This window comes from Paenibacillus sp. RS8 (assembly GCF_041956825.1).
GTDB lineage: Bacteria > Bacillota > Bacilli > Paenibacillales > Paenibacillaceae > Paenibacillus_AQ.
Window position 1 is genome coordinate 3,903,434 of the sequence record NZ_CP168131.1, and the last position, 21,781, is coordinate 3,925,214.

General features: G+C 44.3%; 9 protein-coding genes. All 9 read left to right on the forward strand.

Annotated features, from left to right (window positions below):
• Positions 1-79 precede the first annotated feature (79 nt).
• The 9 genes from ACDZ28_RS18595 to ACDZ28_RS18635 all read left to right on the forward strand — a co-directional run bounded on the left by ACDZ28_RS18595 (position 80) and on the right by ACDZ28_RS18635 (position 21,762).
• Positions 80-5,443 carry a glycoside hydrolase family 2 TIM barrel-domain containing protein gene (locus ACDZ28_RS18595; RefSeq protein WP_375102459.1) on the forward strand — a complete coding sequence of 1,788 codons (5,364 nt, stop codon included), beginning with the start codon at positions 80-82 and terminating at the stop codon, positions 5,441-5,443.
• Positions 5,444-5,550: 107 nt separating this feature from the next.
• Entirely contained in the window at positions 5,551-6,015 is a 465-nt protein-coding gene (locus ACDZ28_RS18600) for a DUF4968 domain-containing protein (protein WP_375102460.1), read from the forward strand.
• A 51-nt stretch (positions 6,016-6,066) separates the two neighbouring features.
• Positions 6,067-10,431: a discoidin domain-containing protein gene (locus ACDZ28_RS18605; protein ID WP_375102461.1), complete on the forward strand. Its 4,365-nt coding sequence runs from the start codon at positions 6,067-6,069 to the stop codon at positions 10,429-10,431.
• A 48-nt stretch (positions 10,432-10,479) separates the two neighbouring features.
• Positions 10,480-11,205 carry a cohesin domain-containing protein gene (locus tag ACDZ28_RS18610; protein WP_375102462.1) on the forward strand — a complete coding sequence of 242 codons (726 nt, stop codon included), beginning with the start codon at positions 10,480-10,482 and terminating at the stop codon, positions 11,203-11,205.
• Positions 11,206-11,254: 49 nt separating this feature from the next.
• Positions 11,255-14,260 (forward strand): sialidase domain-containing protein, encoded by a 3,006-nt coding sequence (locus ACDZ28_RS18615; RefSeq protein WP_375102463.1) that lies wholly within the window; start codon positions 11,255-11,257, stop codon positions 14,258-14,260.
• A gap of 54 nt (positions 14,261-14,314) precedes the next feature.
• Positions 14,315-18,226, forward strand: coding sequence for a glycoside hydrolase N-terminal domain-containing protein (locus ACDZ28_RS18620; RefSeq protein ID WP_375102464.1), 3,912 nt, complete (start codon positions 14,315-14,317; stop codon positions 18,224-18,226).
• A gap of 299 nt (positions 18,227-18,525) precedes the next feature.
• Positions 18,526-19,899, forward strand: a complete 1,374-nt coding sequence (locus ACDZ28_RS18625; protein WP_375102465.1) for an extracellular solute-binding protein — start codon at positions 18,526-18,528, stop codon at positions 19,897-19,899.
• A gap of 86 nt (positions 19,900-19,985) precedes the next feature.
• Positions 19,986-20,882, forward strand: coding sequence for a carbohydrate ABC transporter permease (locus ACDZ28_RS18630; RefSeq protein WP_042186594.1), 897 nt, complete (start codon positions 19,986-19,988; stop codon positions 20,880-20,882).
• Between the two features lie 13 nt (positions 20,883-20,895).
• Positions 20,896-21,762: a carbohydrate ABC transporter permease gene (locus ACDZ28_RS18635; RefSeq protein ID WP_042126051.1), complete on the forward strand. Its 867-nt coding sequence runs from the start codon at positions 20,896-20,898 to the stop codon at positions 21,760-21,762.
• The last annotated feature ends 19 nt before the right edge of the window (positions 21,763-21,781 follow it).

Consider the following 21,781-nt stretch of genomic DNA (forward strand, 5'->3'; position numbering starts at 1 on the left):
TCTCTCTAAATAAATGAAGTGGACGGTGAAAAATCATATGAAACTAAGGCGAGCTATGCTGTGCTTATTATTTATATCCATGATTTCCACGAGCTTTACAGGACTTAAAGCGAATGCGGCCGTCTCGGCAGATTATCCCGAATGGAATAACAATCCGGATGTCTTCCAGATCAACCGTGAACCCGCTCATGCTTCATTCATTCCATATGGTGACGTCAAGTCCGCGCTGAAAGGCGCGGATATGATATCGGCTATGCTGGAGAACCCCTCGCCGTATTATCAATCCTTGAATGGACAATGGAAATTTAACATGGCGAAGAATCCAGCTTCCAGGCCGATAGATTTCTACAAAGAAACTTATGATACAAGCGCATGGGAAGAAATTAAAGTTCCTGGGGATTGGCAGCTCCAGGGACATGATTTTCCTATTTATACGAACGTAACCTATCCTTTCTGGGGGAATGGCAATAGCACAAATGTTCAACCTCCGTATGCTCCAACGGAATACAACCCGGTAGGTTCATATCAGCGGACATTTAAAGTTCCTGATAACTGGGACGGCAGACAGGTATTCCTCTCCTTTCAGGGAGTGGAAAGTGCATTTTATGTCTGGATAAATGGCCAGCAGGTCGGTTACAGCGAGGATAGCTTTACAGCCAAAGACTTTAACATTACCCCTTATTTGAAAGCAGGAGACAATAAACTGTCGGTTGAGGTGTACCGTTGGTCAGATGGAAGTTGGCTTGAAGATCAGGATTTCCTTCGTCTTAGCGGTATCATTCGGGATGTGTTCATGTATAGCACTCCATCCGTTCAGATCAGAGATTTTACGGTAGTGACTGATTTGGATGCACAGTATAAAGACGCCTCACTGAATGTAAAGGTAGATGTTCGTAATTTAATTGATGCAGCACCGGGTAGTCATACCGTTGAAGCCATGCTATACGATGTGAACGAACAACCTGTGTTTCAAGAGCCAATCACTATGGACGCCAAAGTGAATGGAAAGTCTGAGATGGAGATTAGTGGATCGAAACAAGTGATGAATCCGCTGAAATGGTCAGCCGAGGCTCCGAATCTGTACACTCTTGTCTTTAGCCTGAAAGACTCAAGTGGACGTGTGATCGAAGCTGCTGGAACAAAAGTTGGGTTTAGAGAGTTTGAAATTGAGGTTGAGGAAGGCGGTAGCGGTAAGCAGCAGATGAAGCTGAACGGTAAGCCGATCTTGCTCAAAGGTGTGAATCGTCATGAAACTAGTCCAGACACGGGGCGGACGCTCGATCTGGATCTCATGATTAAAGACATAGAATTAATGAAGCAGTTTAATGTGAATAGTGTGCGGACGTCCCATTATCCGAACCATCCGTTTTGGTATGATCTTGCAAACCGTTATGGCATTTATATTTTGAACGAAGTGAACCTTGAAACGCATGGGGTCTGGAGTTCAGTTCCGACGAATAAACCGGAGTGGTTAGAGAATGTCAAGGATCGTTCTGCGAGTCTGGTCGAGCGCGATAAGAACCATCCATCTGTTCTGATCTGGTCACTTGGTAATGAATCTGGTTCGGGATCTAACTTTATCGCACAATCTGAATACATTCGCAGTCTGGATCCTACTCGGCCAATTCATTATGAGGGTTATAACGATCCGAGAGTTACCGATATGGTCAGCCAGATGTACTCTCCGGTTACGACGGTAGAGACGTATGCGAAAAGCAGTGATCCACGCCCATACATTTTGTGTGAATATGCTCACGCAATGGGGAACAGTGTTGGAAATCTGCAAGAATACTGGGATATTATACGCAAATATCCGAATTTGCAAGGTGGATATATTTGGGACTGGGTAGATCAAGCGGTTCGGGTAAGTACACCAACCGAGCGAACCTATCTAACAGATGCTACTCATTCCTACGAAGCGGATTATACCGGTGTGATCGCTTCTAATGACGGTGATGTGGTTGGTGTTTTAAAACCTGGTAAAAGTTCTGTGCCTTCTGTGACACTACCTAATGAGTCCAAGTTTAATCTTACAGGGCCGTTAACGGTGGAAGCGTGGGTTAAACCGCTTGCGAACATTGCGAACAGTCCGATTGTGGCAAAAGGAGATACACAGTTTGCATTAAAGATGAACGGGAATAACAAGCTTGAATTTTTTGTTTACCGAAACGGTGTATGGACAGCTGCTACTGCGGATTTGCCGACAAATTGGCTGAATAACTGGCATCATCTGGCTGGCACGTATAACGGAACAGATCTGAAGCTTTTTGTAGATGGAAAAATTGTTGCTACAAAGGCATTTACAGGAAATATCGCAGCAAGCACCTATCCGCTTGCGATCGGTAAAGATACGGAAATGGGTAGGTCTTCTAACATGATGTTTGACAAGGTTCGTATCTACAACAGGGGATTAACCCTCGAAGAGCTGAATGATAATGGACGGACTGCGGACAGCAGCACGGTTCTCTGGATGGATTTTAATTCGGAGGATGCTAAATCAGAGACACTTGAATCGACTGAGTATTTTGCCTACGGTGGAGACTTTGGAGATTCCCCGAATGACGGTAATTTCATGGCGAATGGTCTAATTACAGCTGACCGTGTTGTTCAGCCTGAGCTATGGGAAGTAAAGCAGGTCTATCAAGATATTTTGGTAAAAGCCATGGATTTGAGTGCTGGAACGATCGAGCTTAAAAATGAGTTCTTGTTCACAAATCTCAATGAGTACGAAGGAACCTGGGAAGTTAGAGCGGATAATCAGGTGATTGAAGAGGGAGTTATCGATGCGTCATCCCTGAATGTACCGGGCCTTTCCACGAAACAGGTGACCCTTCCGTATAAGCTGCCTTCCTCTAAACCTGGTGTGGAGTACTGGATAAATATTAGCTTTAAATTGAAGAAGGACACATTATGGGCGAAAAAAGGGCATGAAATTGCTAAACAGCAGTTTAAACTTCCAGTGGATTCAGACCATTCATCGGCACTTGATCTTTCAACAATGTCGGACTTAAATGTGGATGAAACTACGGAACGTATCAGCGTATCTGCGGAAGATATGCAGATTGTATTTAACAAAACAACAGGCACGCTTGATTCATACCGCTACGATGGGACTGACCTGATTAAGAATGGACCTGTGCCGAATTTCTGGAGAGCCCCGATCGACAATGACAAAGGGAACGGTCATGCGGGCAGAACGGCAACGTGGAAAAATGCAGGGAAGAATAGAACCGTCACACGCGTTAATGTAACCAAAATCGGAGAGAAGGCTGTGCGGATCGATGTTGAAGAAACACTTCCGACATCGACCGTATCTACGTATAAGATCTCTTATACGATTTTTGGCAATGGAGATATCAAGGTAGCCAGCGAATTGAAGCCGGGTGCTGCAAGTCTGCCGGAGATTCCTGAAGTCGGTAATCTCATGACGATTCCGGGGCAGTTTGAGCAGATGTCGTGGTACGGACGCGGTCCACAAGAGAATTATCAGGACCGTAATTCAGGCTCGGATGTTGGTCAATATAGCGGTACAGTTAAAGATCAGTTCTTCCCTTATATTGAGCCTTCAGAAACAGGTAATAAAACGGATGTACGCTGGGTTGCATTGACCAATAACGATGGAGCAGGGCTCATGGCCATTGGAAGTCCTACCATTGAAGCCAATGCTTTGCATCATACACCAGAGGACCTTGACGGTCCAAAACATCCACATGAAGTGCCATATCGAGAAGATATTACACTTCGACTGAATTATAAGCAGATAGGACTCGGAGGAGACAACAGCTGGGGAGCTAAACCTCATGCTCCGTATATGCTTCTAGCTAATAAGACGTATAACTACAGCTATACGCTTAGACCTATTCCGTCTAACACAACCGATCTCATGAGCTTGAGTAAGGGGATCTCCACTGTCCATCTTGTTGGGGCGATTAAAATAGACGGGAAAGCTTTAGCGGGATTTGATCCAGAAAAGACCAGTTATACCTACAATTTGCTACGTGGCACAACGAAGGTGCCTGTCGTTACGGCTGTAGCTGCAGGTGATAGCGTCGTGATTGATATCAAACCGGCTAAAGATCTAACCGGAACAACTGTAGTTACTGCGACCTCTGCCGACGGAAAGACTACTAAAACCTATGAAATTAAGTTTAATGTGGTAGATTACTATCTTAGCGATATGGATTGGAAAAGTGCAACGTCAGGATGGATGACGGTACAGAAGGATAAGAGCGTGGAAGGCCAGCCGATCCGCCTTAAGGGATCCTCTGGAGTCGAAACTTATGAAAAAGGGATGGGTACGCATGCGAACTCAGAAATCATTTATGATCTGAGCGGACAACATTTCAAAACCTTTGAGAGCATCGTCGGGGTTGACCAAGAAATCGGCAGCACGGCTGCTGGTAAGAATACGATCGTGTTCCAGGTGTTCCTTGACGGGAAAAAAGCCTATGACAGTGGATTAATGAGAGCCGCTACACCAGCCAAAGAAGTAAGATTAGACGTTAGTAGTGTCAAGGAATTAAAGCTTGTTGTCTTAGATAACGGTGACGGTAACGAGGAGGACCATGGTGACTGGGCGGACGCCAAGTTGATCAAAGAAGATGAACCAGAGCCAGAACCGGATTCTCATCTTACAGGCCCTGATGAAGTTATAGCTGGTAAGACCTTTGACTTGGTCTACAGCCTCGGCAGTACACCAAAGGAAGCATACGCCCAGGATTTGACTTTCACGTATGATCCAGCTCAGCTCGAGTATATATCTGCCGAAAAAGCGGATGAGAATACGATGATCGTCAATGAATTAAAAACTTCGGGTCAAGTTCGCATCATTCTTGCGAATCCAAAGGGTAACGAAGCTAAGGGAGACACGTTAAAACTTCGATTTAGTGCGAATGCAGCAGAGAAAGAAGGATCTGCGACGATCAGTCTTGCTAAATTGCAGATTGCCAATGGTCTCGGCGAAGAGAAAGAGCTGCCTGGCGGTTCACATTTAGTGGTGATCAAGAAAGGTTCAACCGTTAATAAAGAAGCTCTTATTAGCCTTATTACCAATGCGCAAAATAAACTAGATGCGGCAGAAGAAGGTACCGAGGAAGGGCAGTATCCAGTTGGTTCTAAGGCAGTGCTTCAAGATGCGATTCGTAAAGCTCAAGGCGTAGCTGATGATACCCGTGCTGAACAATCCGAAGTAGATCAGTCGATCCTTGACCTGACTACTGCACTGAGCACATTCTTGGAATCCGTTATTAAACCTTCTGGAGAGATCGGTGATCTTAACGGAGATGGTAAATTCTCGATCGGTGACTTATCCATTGCTGCAGCTGCCTATGGAAAAACATCAGCTGATTCGGACTGGAGCAAGTTCAAGAAATCCGATGTGAACAAGGACGGTAAGGTAGACATTAGTGATTTAGCATTTATCGCCCAGAAAATACTGCAGTAATAAACTTAGCCCAATGGCAACATGAATCCAAGCGGCAAGACAAGGAATTTAAACTACAGTGAAGGCTGTATCCTGTCTTGCCGTTTCATTTGAATGGAGGGAATGGATTGAGAACCATTTATAATCGCTTTGGGATGTGGATGCTTGCACTCATGATCCTTGTGGTTACAGGACTCATGATTCGCCCGGAAACCGCCCACGGTGCTTCCGTTGGCAACATTTCTGACTTCGTAAAGAAAGATAATAACACGTTTGAGATCACGTCAGGCTCTGACAAGATTAAAGTGATTTTTCAGCGGGAGGATATGTTCCGGATTTGGCTTGGTGTGAATGGGCAGTTCAAGGAATTGACAGGAAAAAGCGCGGAAAAGCCGATCGAGCCAATCGTCATCAAGGATGATTTCGGACCCGTTAATGTTAAGTGGTCTGATGAAGGCACGTATTACAAGATGGAAACTGGAAAATTCGTGCTGAGAGCCTATAAAAATCCGTTAAAGTTCGCCATGTACAAAAGTGACAATCAAACAGTGGTGTGGGAAGAATCCGCTAGCTTGAACTATAACGGACAGTAAGCCTCACAACAGCTAATCCGGGGTGAGGATGAATATTTCTACGGCGGCGGTATGCAGAATGGATACTTCAATCATCGTGATCGCAAAATTACCATCGCTAACAACTATGGGGATTGGGGAAGCGGTACGGTTTCGAATCCTGCACCATTTTACTTGAGTACTGCAGGGTACGGAGTACTCCGTAACACTTTTCAAAGCGGTACTTATGATTTTGATTCGACCGTCAAGCTGACGCATAACGAAAATCGGTTTGATGCTTATTATTTCTATGGTGAGACAATGAACGATATTTTGAACGCGTATACAGATCTTACTGGTAAACCGTCCTTGATTCCTCGTTGGGGTATGGGACTTGGTGATGCGGATTGTTACAACAGAGATCCAGAAAAGACCTCCGATGTTGTTAACCTTATTGCTAAAAAATATCGGGAAAATGATATGCCAGGAGCCTGGATTTTACCGAATGATGGATACGGTTGCGGTTATACAGATCTAGGCAACACCGTTGACGAACTACATAAGGAAGGTTTCTATACCGGATTATGGACTCAAAATGGTGTTGATAAAATCGCACAAGAAGTCGGCGTAGAGGGTACAAGACTCGCTAAACTCGACGTTGCCTGGGTGGGACCTGGATACGATTTCGCCCTGGGTGCCAGCAAACAGGCGTTTACAGGAATTGAAGATAACTCTGATGACAGAGGTTATGTCTGGTCCGTTGGTGGCTGGGCAGGTACCCAGCGATATTCTACCGTATGGTCCGGAGACCAGTCGGGCAACTGGGAATACATTCGATTCCATATCCCGTCGATGATCGGGGCGGGGCTATCTGGGATGCCGTACTCAACCGGTGATATTGATGGGATTTTCGGAGGAAGCGCTAAAACCTACGTAAGAGACTTGCAGTGGAAGATCTTCACTCCAATCCTGATGAACATGTCTGGTTGGGCAGCCAAAGATAAGCAGCCTTGGGTATGGGGGGAACCTTATACGAGCTATAACAGAGATGCATTGAAGCTAAGACAGCAATTGACACCATATTTGTATACCTATCTCAATGAGTCTTACGAGTCTGGAGCTCCGATCATGCGGGGAATGATCTATTCATATCCAAATGATCCGAACTCGAAGGGAACGTTAACACAGTATCAATTCATGTCCGGGGAATCATTCCTGGTTGCGCCAGTATATACCGACACGACAATGCGAAACGGAATATACCTTCCGAAAGGAAAATGGATCGATTACTGGACAGGAGAGGAACATTACGGGTCAAAAATGCTAGACGAATACAATGCTCCACTGAATCGTTTGCCGCTTCTAGTAAAGGGTGGGGCAATCATCCCGATGTATCCTGAATCGTTATACGACGGTCAGGTTCCTCCTGATCCAATTACTTATGATATTTATCCTTATAAATCGTCAAGCTTTACGATGTATGAAGATGATGGTACATCGAAGGAGCATCGTACAGGCAAATTTGCAAAAACATTAATAACCTCCACCGCTCCTGAGCAAGGGCGTGGAGATTTGATTATCAAGGTTGGAGAAAGCGTAGGTGACTATAAAGGCAAGTTGGAGACACGTAAGAATCAGTTTTCGATCCACATGCCAGATCATCCAGAGGCTATTTCTGTAGATGGAACATCCTATCTTGAATTGCAATCCAAAGCAGCATGGGATGGAGCAACAAGTGGCTGGTACTATGCTAAGCAAGATAAAGGCGGTATCCTGTACATTAAAACGCCATCCATATCAACGGAAAAGGAATTTGTCGTGAAAGTCGCAGGCTTTACAGCAGATACGACTCCACTTGTAGATGCTGTCAAAATTGAGCTGCCTCAGGTGGACACAGACCCAAGTCGTATTCCGCAGGAAGATATGATTGCAACTGCAACGAATGCGGCTTCGGATACGCCGGCAGCTAATGTACTGGATGGCAGCTATGAATCGATATGGCTTTCTTCAGCAAATGCTGGAAGTAAGCAGAGCATCACTTTAGACCTGGGGATTAAACAGTATGTGAATAAAGTGAAATACTTGCCAAGACAGTACGGTGGCAAAGACGGCACAATTACAGGTTACAAGCTGTATACGAGTATGGATGGAACTAACTATACGCTCGTAAGCAGTGGACAATGGAATGATGACAAGCTAGAGAAGACGGTGAATTTTGATACAGTAGAAGCTGTTTTTGTGAAACTTGAAGCGATAGAAGCTGTTGGGGATGTCGTATCTGCTGCAGAGATCAATCTGTATCGTGATCTATCACAGCCTTCACCGACAGCGATACCTAAAAATGAGATGACAGCCTCAGCGAAAAGCTTCCAGCCGGGTGCGGAAGCAGCTAAAGCGATTGATGGGGACCGAAATTCAGTATGGCATACGAAATGGGATGGATCTGATAAGCTCCCGCAATCCATCATTCTCGATTTAGGTAAGGTTCGCAATGTTAGCCAATTCCGGTATGCACCGCGACTGGATGCTGGGAACGGGACGATTACTTCATACAACCTTTACGTCAGCACGGATGGAGAAACATATACGAAGGTATCCAGTGGTACATGGCTCAGAAACAACTTGAAGAAATATATCCTTTTCGATAGTGTTTCCACCCGCTATGTGAAGCTTGAAGCAGCTGTTGCACTTGGAGGATTCGCTTCGGCTTCGGAGGTTGATGTCTATGAGGCACCGAAGGCTGCACCTGAAGTTCGATTAATTTCAGAAGGTAAATCTGCTACAGCGGACAGTGCGGATCAAGCGCATTCGGCTGGCCTCGCTAATGATGGGAATATGGACACATTCTGGTCAGCAGCGGATACGAACAATGGTCATAGTTGGACGGTTGATCTCGGAATAATGCATTCTATTAAATCCTCTGAGGTTTCTTTTGAACAGAGTAACAAGGCTTATCAATACAAAATTGAAGTTCGGGAGACCGCGAGCTCCAATTGGATTACGGTTACGAATCGAACTGATAATCAGGAAATTGGCACGATTCAGGATACATTTGGAAGCCAAGGTAGATACGCTAAAATTACGATCACCGGACTGCCTGATGCTCAATCAAAGGCTGCTATTCGCGAATTCAAGCTGTTCGGTATCCCGCTGGAAGACGGACAGAAGGTTACTGGTATAAAGCTTGATCGTGAGACACTCTCCCTCAAGGTGCTGGATGCACCGGTTCAATTGAAAGCGATCATTGAGCCTGAGAATGCCGGTAATAAGACTGTTAAGTGGGTAAGCAGCGATCCTGGTGTTGCCAGTGTGGACAGTAAGGGAATGGTCACACCAAAAGGGCAGGGTACGACATCAATTACTGCGACGACGGAAGAAGGCGGTTTTACAGCAACAAGTGTGGTGACGGTTATTGGACAGAGTAATCTAACCGAAATTCCGCAAAGTCAAATGAGTGCAGAAGCTACGAGCTCTCAAGCAGGCACAAACGATCCGAATTTGGCATTGGACGGAGATCCGGATACACATTGGCATACGAAGTGGTTTAACGTTGATCCACTTCCACAGTCTATTACGGTGAATCTGGGTGGAGAGTACACCATCAGCAGGCTAGGATATTTACCTCGGCCGGATGAAGGTAATGGCACAATTACTGCTTACAACGTGTACACAAGCACCGATGGTGTGAATTACACGCTCATAACAAGCGGGAACTGGCTGCGAAACAAACAGCTCAAAGAAGTGAATTTCGCTCCGGTGAAAGCGGCTCACATTAAGCTGGAAGCTGTAAAAGGTGTTGGTGAATTCGCATCCGCAGCTGAGATTACGGTGTATCAAGTGCAGCAGGAAACGGATCAAGTGCAAGCCGTATTGAGTGCTGATTCATCCGTTACTTCCGGCAAGCCTTTTGTTGTCCGGTATGATGTGAACAATATCTCCGGGAAGGTATTTGCTCAGGACATCACCATTCAGTATGATGCTGACCGCATGGATTATGTGTCCGCTAAATCACTGATCCAAGGTGTTTCGATTGTTGAAGAGTCAACCAAAACGCCTGGAAAGCTTCGTTTGATTATGGCGAGTGAAGGTACGGAACACGGATTAAGCGGAAATCAACAAATTGCTGAGCTGACATTCCAGGCAAAAGGAGTATCGGAGATGGTATCCGTTAATATCAGTGTGTCAGATATACTGCTGGGTGATGAAGACGGAACAGAGACCACAGCCGCACCCGCTACAATCGCTGTAAAAGTGAAACCAGAGCAAACAGGAGTATCAGGTGATCTTAACGGTGACGGAAAAATCAGCATTGGTGACCTGGCTATCGTTGCTGCACACTACGGCAAAGATTCATCAAGTCCTGATTGGCAGAAAGCGAAGCGTGCGGATGTGAATGGTGACGGAAAGATCGATATTACAGATCTTGCTCAATTAGCGAGACAGATCGTAAACCAATAACACACGCTGACATCCTGAACAAAAATTATAAGCTGAGGTGAGAAGAATTTGAACAGTAGTCGATGGTACAAAAAGGCGGTAATGATGACCATTATCGCCGTAATTTTAAGCTGTGTATCTTTTACCAACCCTGTAGTGAACGCAGATGCATCTGATCCCACGCCTTCAGCTACTTTAGTAGGGAGTAAGAAGGTTGTTGCGCCGGGGGAGTCTTTTACCGTGAAGTATGGGATCATCAGTGTCTCCAATGATGTGTATGCACAGGACATTACCTTTGAATTTGATCCGGTTGTCATGGAATACATTCCAGATTCCATCCGTTCTCTGCAGGAAGGCGTAATTATTATCAATGAACCATCTACAAGTACCCCCGGTAAGCTACGGGTTCTCTTGGCAAGTTTGGGTAGTAAGTATCCGATTACTAGCGATGCTGAAATTTTTGAACTTGGTTTCAAAGCAGCAGATGTAATACAAGACACAGAGGGAGTTATCCGGCTTACTCAAGCGATAATAAGTGACAGTCAAGGGGAAGAATCCGTGCTCCAACCGGAATCCTTAACCATTCAGATCACAGTGAATACGGAATTATCTAATGACGTGAATGGTGATGGTAAAGTGAGTATTGGTGACTTAGCAATTATCGCAGCAAAGTATGGCATAGATTCGAGCAGTTCGGAGTGGGATGCTGTGAAACGTCTTGACCTCGATAGAAGCGGTAAGATTGATGTTGCTGATTTGGCAATAGTTGCGAAGAAAATAGTTGAACAAGAGTAGTCAAGGCGAGTAGATACATGATTATCCAAACCAAAGGAGGACTAATATTTTGAAGAAATTCGCAATCATTATTCTTTCGATCCTGATGGTGGCCGTTATGTTTCCATTCACTGCGCTAGCCAATCCAGCAGTACAAGACAAACAGACCGATCCAAGACTTGTGCTTAGAGTAGAGAATAAACAAATTCAAAATGCTAATTTTACGAATCTGGATGATAAGGTAGATGCGCTTAAAGCCTTAGATGAAGGGACTATCATTGTCCGGTTCCGCTATACGGGTTCTACGATTATGTCCTTATTCTCTATAAGTAACAATACGTTGCCGAATGGTCATTTTCATCTATATATCACACCTTCTGCCATCGGTAGTGAGAACCGATATGAAGAGCCTGGGAAGACAGCGTCTAATACCCATGTTAAAGCTGATATTACGGTGAAAGAGAATGAAGTGCATACCGTAGCCATGGTTGTAGACAAAGAAAAAGGTTACAAGTATTTCCTTGATGGGAAACTCGTCAAGCAAGACACAACTACAGCCAAAAAGTTTCTGAATAATATTTATGCACCAAACCGTGCCGAGTTAGGTAGAACAGAGAGAAAATCCGGTTCTAATAACTATCCGTTTAATGGAGAGATTGACTTTGCAGAAGTGTATAACGAACCGCTGGCGGATCAAGATTTGATTGCTGTAACGAGTGTAACAAGTAAGACTCCGGTTCAAAATCCGTTGCCTGAGCAGGCGTTAATCACTGAGCCGTATAGTGTTTATTATCCAGGACTGTACGGATCGAATGCATACCGCATTCCGTCACTTCTGTACACCGAGGATGGAACACTGATCGCAGGAATTGATAAGCGGATCAATCATGGAGGAGATTCACCAGCTAATATTGACATGATGGTAAGACGAAGTCTGGATAACGGAAAGACTTGGGAGAGTAATGGGATTCTAATCAACAACTATCCCGGCAACGCCTCAAACATAGACCAGTCCTTACTGCAGGATAAGGAAACGAAGCGGATTTTCTCTTTAGTTCTTGGGTTTCCCGAGGGTGGAGGATTTCCTACCTCGCAAAGAGGTACCGGATACAAAACGATCGATGGAGAGAAATACTTACTTCTGAAGAATTCGAGCAATCAGGAATTTACCGTTCGGGAGAATGGAGAAGTCTATAACAGTTCAAATGTAAAAACTGCCTACAGAGTGGACGCCTTGAGAAATTTATATGAGAACAATACAAATATCGGAAACATTTTCCTCAGTAATTCGCCGCTTAAACCGCTTGTTACTTCTTATCTTGAGCTGTGGCACAGTGATGATGAGGGGGCAACTTGGGAGGGGCCTGTAACTTTAAACCCTTCTGTGAAGGAAGAATGGATGGTATTTCTAGGGGCAGGTCCGGGCACCGGCATTCAATTAACGAAAGGTCCTCATGCTGGAAGACTGGTGTTTCCCGTGTACTTTACGAATGAGAATAACAGGCAAGCAAGTGCAACCATCTACAGCGATGATCATGGTAAAACATGGAATCGCGGAGAGTCTCCGAATCATGGGCGGGTCGTAGATGGGGTTACCCTTGATGAGAGAACCTTTAATGGTTCTAATAATGAGCTTACAGAAGCGCAAGTAGTAGAGTTGCCAGATGGACAGCTAAAGATGTTCATGCGGAATTATTCAGGGTTTGCCCAAATCGCGACCAGCTTTGATGGTGGAGAGACTTGGGATGCTGAAGTTGTGACAGAACGTGATCTGATTGCTGCCTACTGCCAAATGACGGCGATTCGTTACGACGGTCAGATAGATGGGCAGGAAGCAGTTATCTTCGCAAGCCCTGCTAACTCGACCAGTAGAATTAACGGTACGGTAAAGGTAGGGTTAATTAAGGAAGACGGAACCTACGCAAACGGCAGAACGAAATATAAGTTTGATTGGAAGTATTCCCAGCTGGTCAAAGAAGGCTATTATGCCTATTCAAGTTTATCTAATCTGGGTAATGGTGAAATTGGTCTTTTCTATGAAGGAACGGGTAGTGAAGCCATGAGCTTTATTAAATTCAATACGGAATATCTCAAATGGCAGCGTCAAGGAGAAATTCCAGATCCTAAGTTGAAATCTATCAAGCTTGAATCAGCACAACCGGAAGGGTATGCCGCTAAGGATAAAGTCCAGATTAAAGCTGTCTTTAATCACTATGTCATGCTTAATGGTGATCGGACTTTGAAAGGCAAGATTGGGGATAGAGATGTTGTATTTGAATTGAAGAGTTCAAATGCAGCGGGCACAGAATATGTCTTTGAAGCGGAGTTCCCGGAGCTTACTTCAGGCGAATATCCACTGGCAGCGGGCTTTGGTACGAATCTGGACATTAGAAATGCTTATGGAATAGCACTAGACACGCAGTCCAGTGAGAATAAGCTAAATTCGGTTATAAAGTCCAAAGCTTCTGGAGATCTAGGTACTTCAGCAACTCTGACAGGTCCAAAGCAAGTGAGCGCTGGTGAAGAATTTAAAGTTCAACTGAGCTTAAAACAGATCAAGGATCCTGTATATGCACAAGATATTACAGTTCAATTTAATACAGAGATTGTCGATTTCATATCTGGAACGTCATTGGTGGATGGTGTGCAAGTTGTGGAAACCGTAACTACAGTTCCTGGACAGAGTCGTTTTCTCCTTGCCAGCGAGGGTGCAGACCATGGGGTATTAGGTAATACTCAGCTAATGGAGCTAAACTTCAAAGCGAAGCCATTACTTGAAGCTAAGTCCGGTGAAGTTCGGATATCTGATGTAACGATAGGTGATGTAAACGGTATAGAAACGAAGGTTACGGGCTCCGCTTTGGCTGTTGAAGTTACCCCTGAGGATACTGGTCTCACTGGAGATCTTAACGGTGATGGCAAAGTGAGTATCGGTGACTTAGGAATCATGGCCGCGCATTACGGTAAGGATTCCTCCAGTCCAGATTGGAGTAAGATTAAGCACGCAGATCTGAACAACGACGGCAAAATAGATATTACTGATCTTGCTGCACTTGCGAAAAAGATTGTGGAGTAGTAGGCTTCCTCATTTTTACAATCAGTGGTTGTTATTATGAGAGGGGATCAACGCATGCCAATCGGTAAAAGTAGATTAGTCAGAAAGACTGCAATTCTACTATCTGTATGGATCGCTTGCTCACAGCTACTTATCAGCATACTTCCGTCTAATGGTGTCTTAGGTCCAAGAGTGTATGCAGATGTTCAGTCGGCAGCTGAAACTGCGGCTGCGGCAGATCAGGATTTGTCATTATGGTATCAAGCGCCGGCCACGAACTGGGAGACGCAGGCGCTCCCTATCGGAAACGGTTATATGGGTGGCATGGTATTTGGTGGTGTTGAGCAGGAGCGGATTCAATTTAATGAAAAGACACTGTGGAGCGGTGGGCCTGGAGCAGATTCAAATTATCAATATGGTATTAAAGACGGTGCTCAGCAACATGTTGAGACCATAAGACAGCTTCTAAAAGAAGGGAAAGTTAATGAAGCTAAGGCTCTTGTAGGGAAGATTACTGGTGTTATGGGTGCTGGTGATATTTCTTTCGGTGCGTATCAAGCATTTGGTGACGTGTTCTTAGATTTTAACCGTCAGTCAGCGTATACGGTAACAGCGAGCTCGGATAATCCACAATACGGCGAGCCTATTTCCAATTTAACCGATGGTTCGGTAAATACGAAATGGTATTCAGGTGATGGAGCACCACCTTTTTGGGTGCAGTGGGCATATGAAGAGGCTAAGGTAATTACCGGCTATTCGTTCACTTCAGGGAATGATGTGCCTGATCGGGATCCGAAGAGCTGGACGCTGAAAGGCTCGAATGACGGGAAGCAGTGGACCATACTAGATAACAGATCCAATGAAGAGTTTGCTAGCCGCAAACAGAAGAAATCATATACTTTTTCCAATGCTACAGCTTATAAGTTTTATAAATTCGATCTTGTAAGCAAAGGTGGAACCAAAATTCAATTGTCCGAAATGGAGATGACAAGCGCATCGGGGAACAGCGGTGCTCTGACGTACTCTGATTATCGGCGTGAATTGAATCTTAATGATGCCATGGCAAGAGTGTCCTATACTTCGGGCAATGTAAAATACAAGCGTGAGTATTTTATCAGTTATCCGGATAAGGTTTTGGTCATGAGACTGACAACGGAAGAGAACCAGCCGATGACCTTTGATGTTCGCCTTACTGGTGCTCAGCCTTCTAATACCGTTAAGGGTGAAGGAAATAAATTAACGCTAAGCGGGAAGGTACCCAGTAATAAGATGGCATACGAAGCTCAGCTTCAAGTACAGCATGAAGGAGGAACTGTAACAGCGAAGGATGGGAAACTTACTGTCAACGGGGCGAATACCGTCACAATCCTGATGACTGCTGCGACAGATTATGCCAATAAATATCCAACGTATAAGAGTGATAAAACGCCAAAAGAGGTTGTAGAAGCCAACTTAAATACAGCATCCGCCAAATCATTTAATCAGTTGCGCGCAGCTCATTTGGCAGATTACAAAGAACTGTTCGATAGAGTTTCACTTGATCTTGGTGGGGTTGCTACAAACCTCCCTACGAATGAGCTTTTGAATGGTTATAAAACGAATGCTAGTGACGGAGAGAAAAGAAGCTTGGAGGCATTATTTTTCCAATATGGTCGTTATTTGCTTATCGCATCCTCCCGGGAAGGCTCACTGCCTGCCAATCTACAAGGGGTATGGAATCAAGTAAATAATCCACCATGGAACAGTGACTATCATACGAATATCAATGTGCAGATGAATTACTGGCCCTCCGAAGTGGTTAATTTAGCGGAAACCGACATTCCGTACATTGATTACATTGATTCTCTGCGCGAGCCGGGTAGGGAAACAGCTCAAAGACATCATGGAATCGAAGGCGAAGGTTGGGCGATTCATACCGTCAACAACCCATTTGGTTATACTGCGCCAGGCTCTGACTTCTACTGGGGCTGGTCACCGGCTGCCAATGCCTTCATGGTGCAGCAGGTGTGGGATCACTATGCTTTTAGTGGAGATAAAGATCTTTTAAGAGGCCAAGTGTATGACATTATCAAGGAAACAACACAATTCTGGGTTAAATATCTGGTCGAAGATTCAGACGGAAGTCTAGTGTCATCTCCTTCGTATTCACCAGAGCAAGGGGATATATCCATCGGCGTGTCTTATGATCAGGAATTGGTCTGGGAATTGTTCACACAGTTCATCAAGGCTAGTGAAATCTTGGGTGTGGATGAACAGCTGCGTAACGAGGTCATGGAGAAACGAAGCAAGCTATGGATGCCGCAGGTCGGAAGCTGGGGGCAGGTGCAGGAGTGGAAGAATGATATCGATAGTCCAACAGATCAGCACCGTCATATCTCGCATTTGATCGGCTTGTATCCAGGCACGCTTATTAATGAAGTGGATAATCCGGAGTTATTTGCGGCAGCAAGAGTCACCTTGAATTCTCGTGGCGATGGTGGAACGGGGTGGAGTAAAGCGAATAAGATCAATTTATGGGCACGTCTGCTTGATGGTAACCGTGCACATAAACTGTTAGGTGAGCAGCTTAGAGGCAGCACGCTCGACAATTTGTTTGATACACATCCACCGTTCCAAATCGACGGTAACTTCGGAGCAACTTCGGGAATCGCAGAAATGCTTCTACAAAGCCAAACTGGAAGTATCGATTTATTAGCTGCTTTACCCGATGCATGGGCTACCGGAAACGTTAAAGGACTTGTTGCAAGAGGTGGATTTGAAGTGGATATGCGCTGGGAAGGTACGATCTTGAAAGAAGCCTTGCTTACTTCTAAGCAGGGTAATAAGGCTTCTGTTAAATACCCTGGATTTGTACAATCCAATAAATTCAAGGTCGTTCGTGCAGAAAGTGGGGAATCCATCAACTTCACGGTGAATGGGAACTTGATTGAATTCCCAACAGTGAAAGGACAGCAATATAAGATTGTATCCAGTGTAAAACCACCAGTGCTTCCAATAAAGGTAGATGATAAAGATCCGTCGATTGTGTATACCGGAACGTGGAGTCCTTACAGTGACGCAGGCGATTACAAAGGCACAGAAAGCTTTAGTAATCAGCAAGGGGCTTCAGCGTCGTTCACGTTTACAGGAACATCGATTAAATTTATCAGTGCTTTGCAGGCAAACCACGGACATTTCGATGTGTATCTCGATGGGGGGCTAGTCGCTGAGGGGGTTGATGGATATGGTCCATCGACGATGAAGCAGCAGGTATTATTCCATCAATCCGATCTCTCCAAAGGGGAACATACCATTAAGATTGTCGTGAAAGGGGTGAAGAACAACGCCTCTTCGAATACTATTGCGATGATTGATGCTTTCGAATATGTTCCTGTTGAACGGAATGAACCTACTGCAATCACTTTAAGTGGGCCTAAGTCGATAAATCAAGGTCAGACCTTTACAGTTGACATGGGCGTTAGTAATGTCACGGATGCGACCTATGCGCAAGACATTCGATTGAAGTACGACGAGAACCTTCTGGAGTACATTTCGGGTGAATCGGTGAACGATGGGATCCAGGTGTTAGAATCAAAAAATGATCCAATCGGAACCATTCGCTTAATCACGGCTAGTACGGGAACTGGTATAACTGATGATGCCAGGGTGCTTGAACTGAGCTTCAAAGCAAAGTCAGTGACGAAGTCTGAGTTAGCGAGTATAAAGGTAAGCAGTGCTGTATTTGGTGACGCGAATGGACTGGAGACTGAAGCCGATCTTTCAAACATCGAAGTAGAGATTAAGGCAGATGAGCAGCCGCCGATAAAATCCGGAGATCTTAACGGCGATGGCAAAGTGAGTGTCGGTGACTTGGCGATTGCAGCTTCGCACTATGGTAAAGATCAAAACAGTGCAGATTGGCAGACAGCTAAGCGTGCAGATCTTAATAATGACGGAAAGATCGACATTATGGATTTAGCAGCAATCGCTCAAAAAATACTGAATTGAGAGAAGGACATCTGAGTTTTTACTCAGGTGTCCTTTTTTTGAATATATAAGTTTCATGCTATACATTATCCTTATATTTCTCGCATTAACGCTTACCATCCTTATAAGGACGTAGAAGGCGTTAATGCTTGATAAAAAAGGTTCTATAGGACAAAAAGTATCAACTCCACATCAAAAGAGATCATGTGGTTACGTTTTTATAGCCTATATAATGGAAAAGTGTTAATGGAATTACAGTCAGAATTGTAAAAATCAAGTGCTTATAGAAGTCGAGCAAGTTTATTCGAGGGGGATAGCCAATGAAAAGCAAGGGTAAAAAGAAAGCGGCATTAAGTCTAGTTATGATGTCCATTGTATTGTCTCTGGCAGGATGTGGCGGGGGGACAAATGGGGCTGAAGCTCCAGCTCCTGAGAAAACAACAGCTGCGACGCAGACTGAGCCAGTGAAGACAGACGAACCCAAGCCCGAAGAGCCAGAAGTAGCGGGAGACCTCGAAATTCAATACTTTGTCGGCGGTTATGGAGACGGTTGGTGGAAAGAAGTCATTGGTGAATTCAAGAAGAAGTACCCAGATGTGAACATTAAAGAATCCGCAGGTTCTCAGATCAACGAGCAAATGAAGCCGCGCTGGATCCAAGGTAATCCACCAGATGTCGTATACATCGATGGAGCAGGTTCGAACGAAACACAAATGGTGCTTGATGACCAATTAATGGATATTACAGATTGGGTTAAAGATGCGAAAAATGTGGATGGCGAAGCGCTTACGAGCAACTTGATCGCACCTCCACAAGACTACAGTGGTAAAAACTATACGATTCCACTCGTATTCGGATCATGGGGAACTTTCTATGATGAAACCCTGTTTACTGAAAAGGGCTGGGATGTTCCAAAAGATTGGGATAGCTTCCTTGCCACTAGTGAAAAAATCAAAGCAGATGGCGTATATCCATACATCCATACCGGCAAATACCCATACTACATCGTAGGAGGGCTCTTAAATACAGGCTTTGTATCTGAGAATGGAGACAACCCGCAAATCTTAAAGGATCAAGAAGCAGCTAAAGAGGGATCTTTTAAAAATGATGCTGTAGCGAATACTTTGAAAAAAATCGTTGATATGAGAGACAAAGGTTACTTCGATAACGCATCGTTCGGGATGAGCCATACAGACTCCCAAATGCTCTTCTTGCAGCATAAAGATGCAATGATTCCTAACGGCTTGTGGCTCGAAAATGAAATGAAAAAAGATGTACCAGAAGGCTTCAAATTTGGATTCATTCCTTCCGTTATGCAGAAGCCAGGCGGTAAATTTGTAGCGATTCCTTACACTAGTAATATCGCCATTGCAAAGAAGGCTAAAAATCCAGATGCAGCAAAAGCATTTATTGAATTTATCTTTACGAAGCAAGCCGCAGTTCGTTGGGCTGAGCTTACAGGCGCTTTGATGAACGTTAAGGCAGACCTGGAATCTTCAGGCGCAAGTGATGTTGTTAAAACGGCAATGAAGTACTTCAACGGAAGTGACACTATCGTTGCTCCTGTATTTAAATTGGCTGCGGACATTGAGCAGGCAGAGAATGATGCAACCATTGCATTGCTTCAAGGTTCCATTACACCAGATGAATGGATGGACCGTATGGAGAAGGCTGCAGCCAAAATCCGGAAGTAAGTTCAGGACTCTTCTTTCTAAGCAATCAGAGGACATAAGTGCCTCTGATTGTTCTTTCAAATTTAAGGGGAGGATGGCTTACGCCCATGAAGAACAATAAATTGTGGAAACGAAATTTGTTTATTGCGAGTTTCTTGCTGCCTACGTTTGCTATCTTTTGTTTATTTACTATTTATCCGCTGTTTCGAGGCTTATACCTGAGCTTCTTTGATTGGTCAGGCGGTTCCGAATCGATGAATTTTATCGGCATTGATAATTATAGACAATTATTCTCGGATGAGATCATACCAAAAGCCATTTCGAATGATTATTTCTTGATTTTTTGGAAGGTCATCTTAATTATGTTGTTTGCAACGTTTTTCGCTGTATCATTGACCCGTCTAAAATTGAAAGAATACGGATTTTACCGAGTGGTGTTTTTCTTTCCGAATATCATTTCCGTAGCCGTTATCGGTGTATTGTGGAGTTTTATATACAATCCCCGTCTTGGATTCCTGAATGCGTTTATCTCGTTATTTACAGGAAAACCTGTGGAAACGAACTGGTTAGGGGACTCAAATCTCGCAATGTGGTCACTTCTACCTCCTAGTGTATGGGCCGGTATCGGATTCTATATGCTGCTCATCATCGCCTCTATCCTAGGTATTCCTTCCTCGCTATATGAAGCAGCCAGTATCGATGGTGCTGGACAATGGCAACAGTTTACTCGAATTACTTTACCGCTGATCTGGGAACAATTCAAAACCTCTATCATTCACATCGTTATTACAACACTAAACGGCTCCTTTATTATCGTTAAGCTGATGACGGATGGTGGCCCGGATAATCAGACACAAGTGCTCGGTTATTATTTGTATCAGATGGGCTTCAAGCAGTTCCATTTAAGCTATGGGGCAACCATTGGGGTGCTGATATTACTGTTATCTTTAATCACCACTTTAATTTTGCAACGCATTCTTCACCGGGAGTCCATTGAAATGTAAGGAGGAAAATACTTTGAACGATAGTCCCGCCAAAAAACCACTTCAGCTGATATCAAAAATTGCAGTTCGATTTTTCCTCATCTTGTGGAGCTTGGTTGTTTTATATCCGGTTCTTTGGACATTCCTGACTTCCTTAAAGGATAATCAGCAGGTTATGCTTGGGAAACCGTGGGATTTTCCATCTATTTTTCGTTTTGAAAACTATACAAATGTGTGGAGCAGAGCAAACTTTGGCGATTACTTTTTAAACTCCATTATAGTAACTGTAGCAAGTACACTGTTGTCGCTTATTATGGCTGCTACAACAGCGTATATATTAGCTCGTTTTACCTTTAAATCTAGAGGCCTATTTTATTTTGTATACGTTGCTTCGATGATGATTCCAACAACACTCGGATTGATACCGTTGTTCTTTCTTCTCGGAGATATGAATTTGTCGAACTCCTTGGTAGGGCTTACGCTTGTTTATTCCGTCGGAACGATTGGTATCCTACCGTTCGGTATCTTCTTTCTGGTTGGATTCTACAAGACACTTCCCCGTGAGCTTGAAGAAGCCGCAACAATTGATGGATCTTCACTATACGGCGTTTTCTTCAAGATCATGTTGCCATTATCGAAGCCCGGTTTAATCACGGTAGGAATCATGAATGCTTTAACGGTGTGGAATGAGTACATTATGGCCACGGTATTGATCAACGATCCAGCGAAATACACTATTCCTGTAGGAATAGCCATTATGCAAGGTGAAATGCAGTACAGAACGGAATGGGGACCCTTGTTTGCGGGCCTTTCCATTTCTATGATTCCCGTCATTGTGATGTACGTGTTGTATCAACGTCAAATTACGGGTGGGTTAACAGCAGGTGCGTTGAAGGGTTAATTGCTGTTTTTTAAACGCT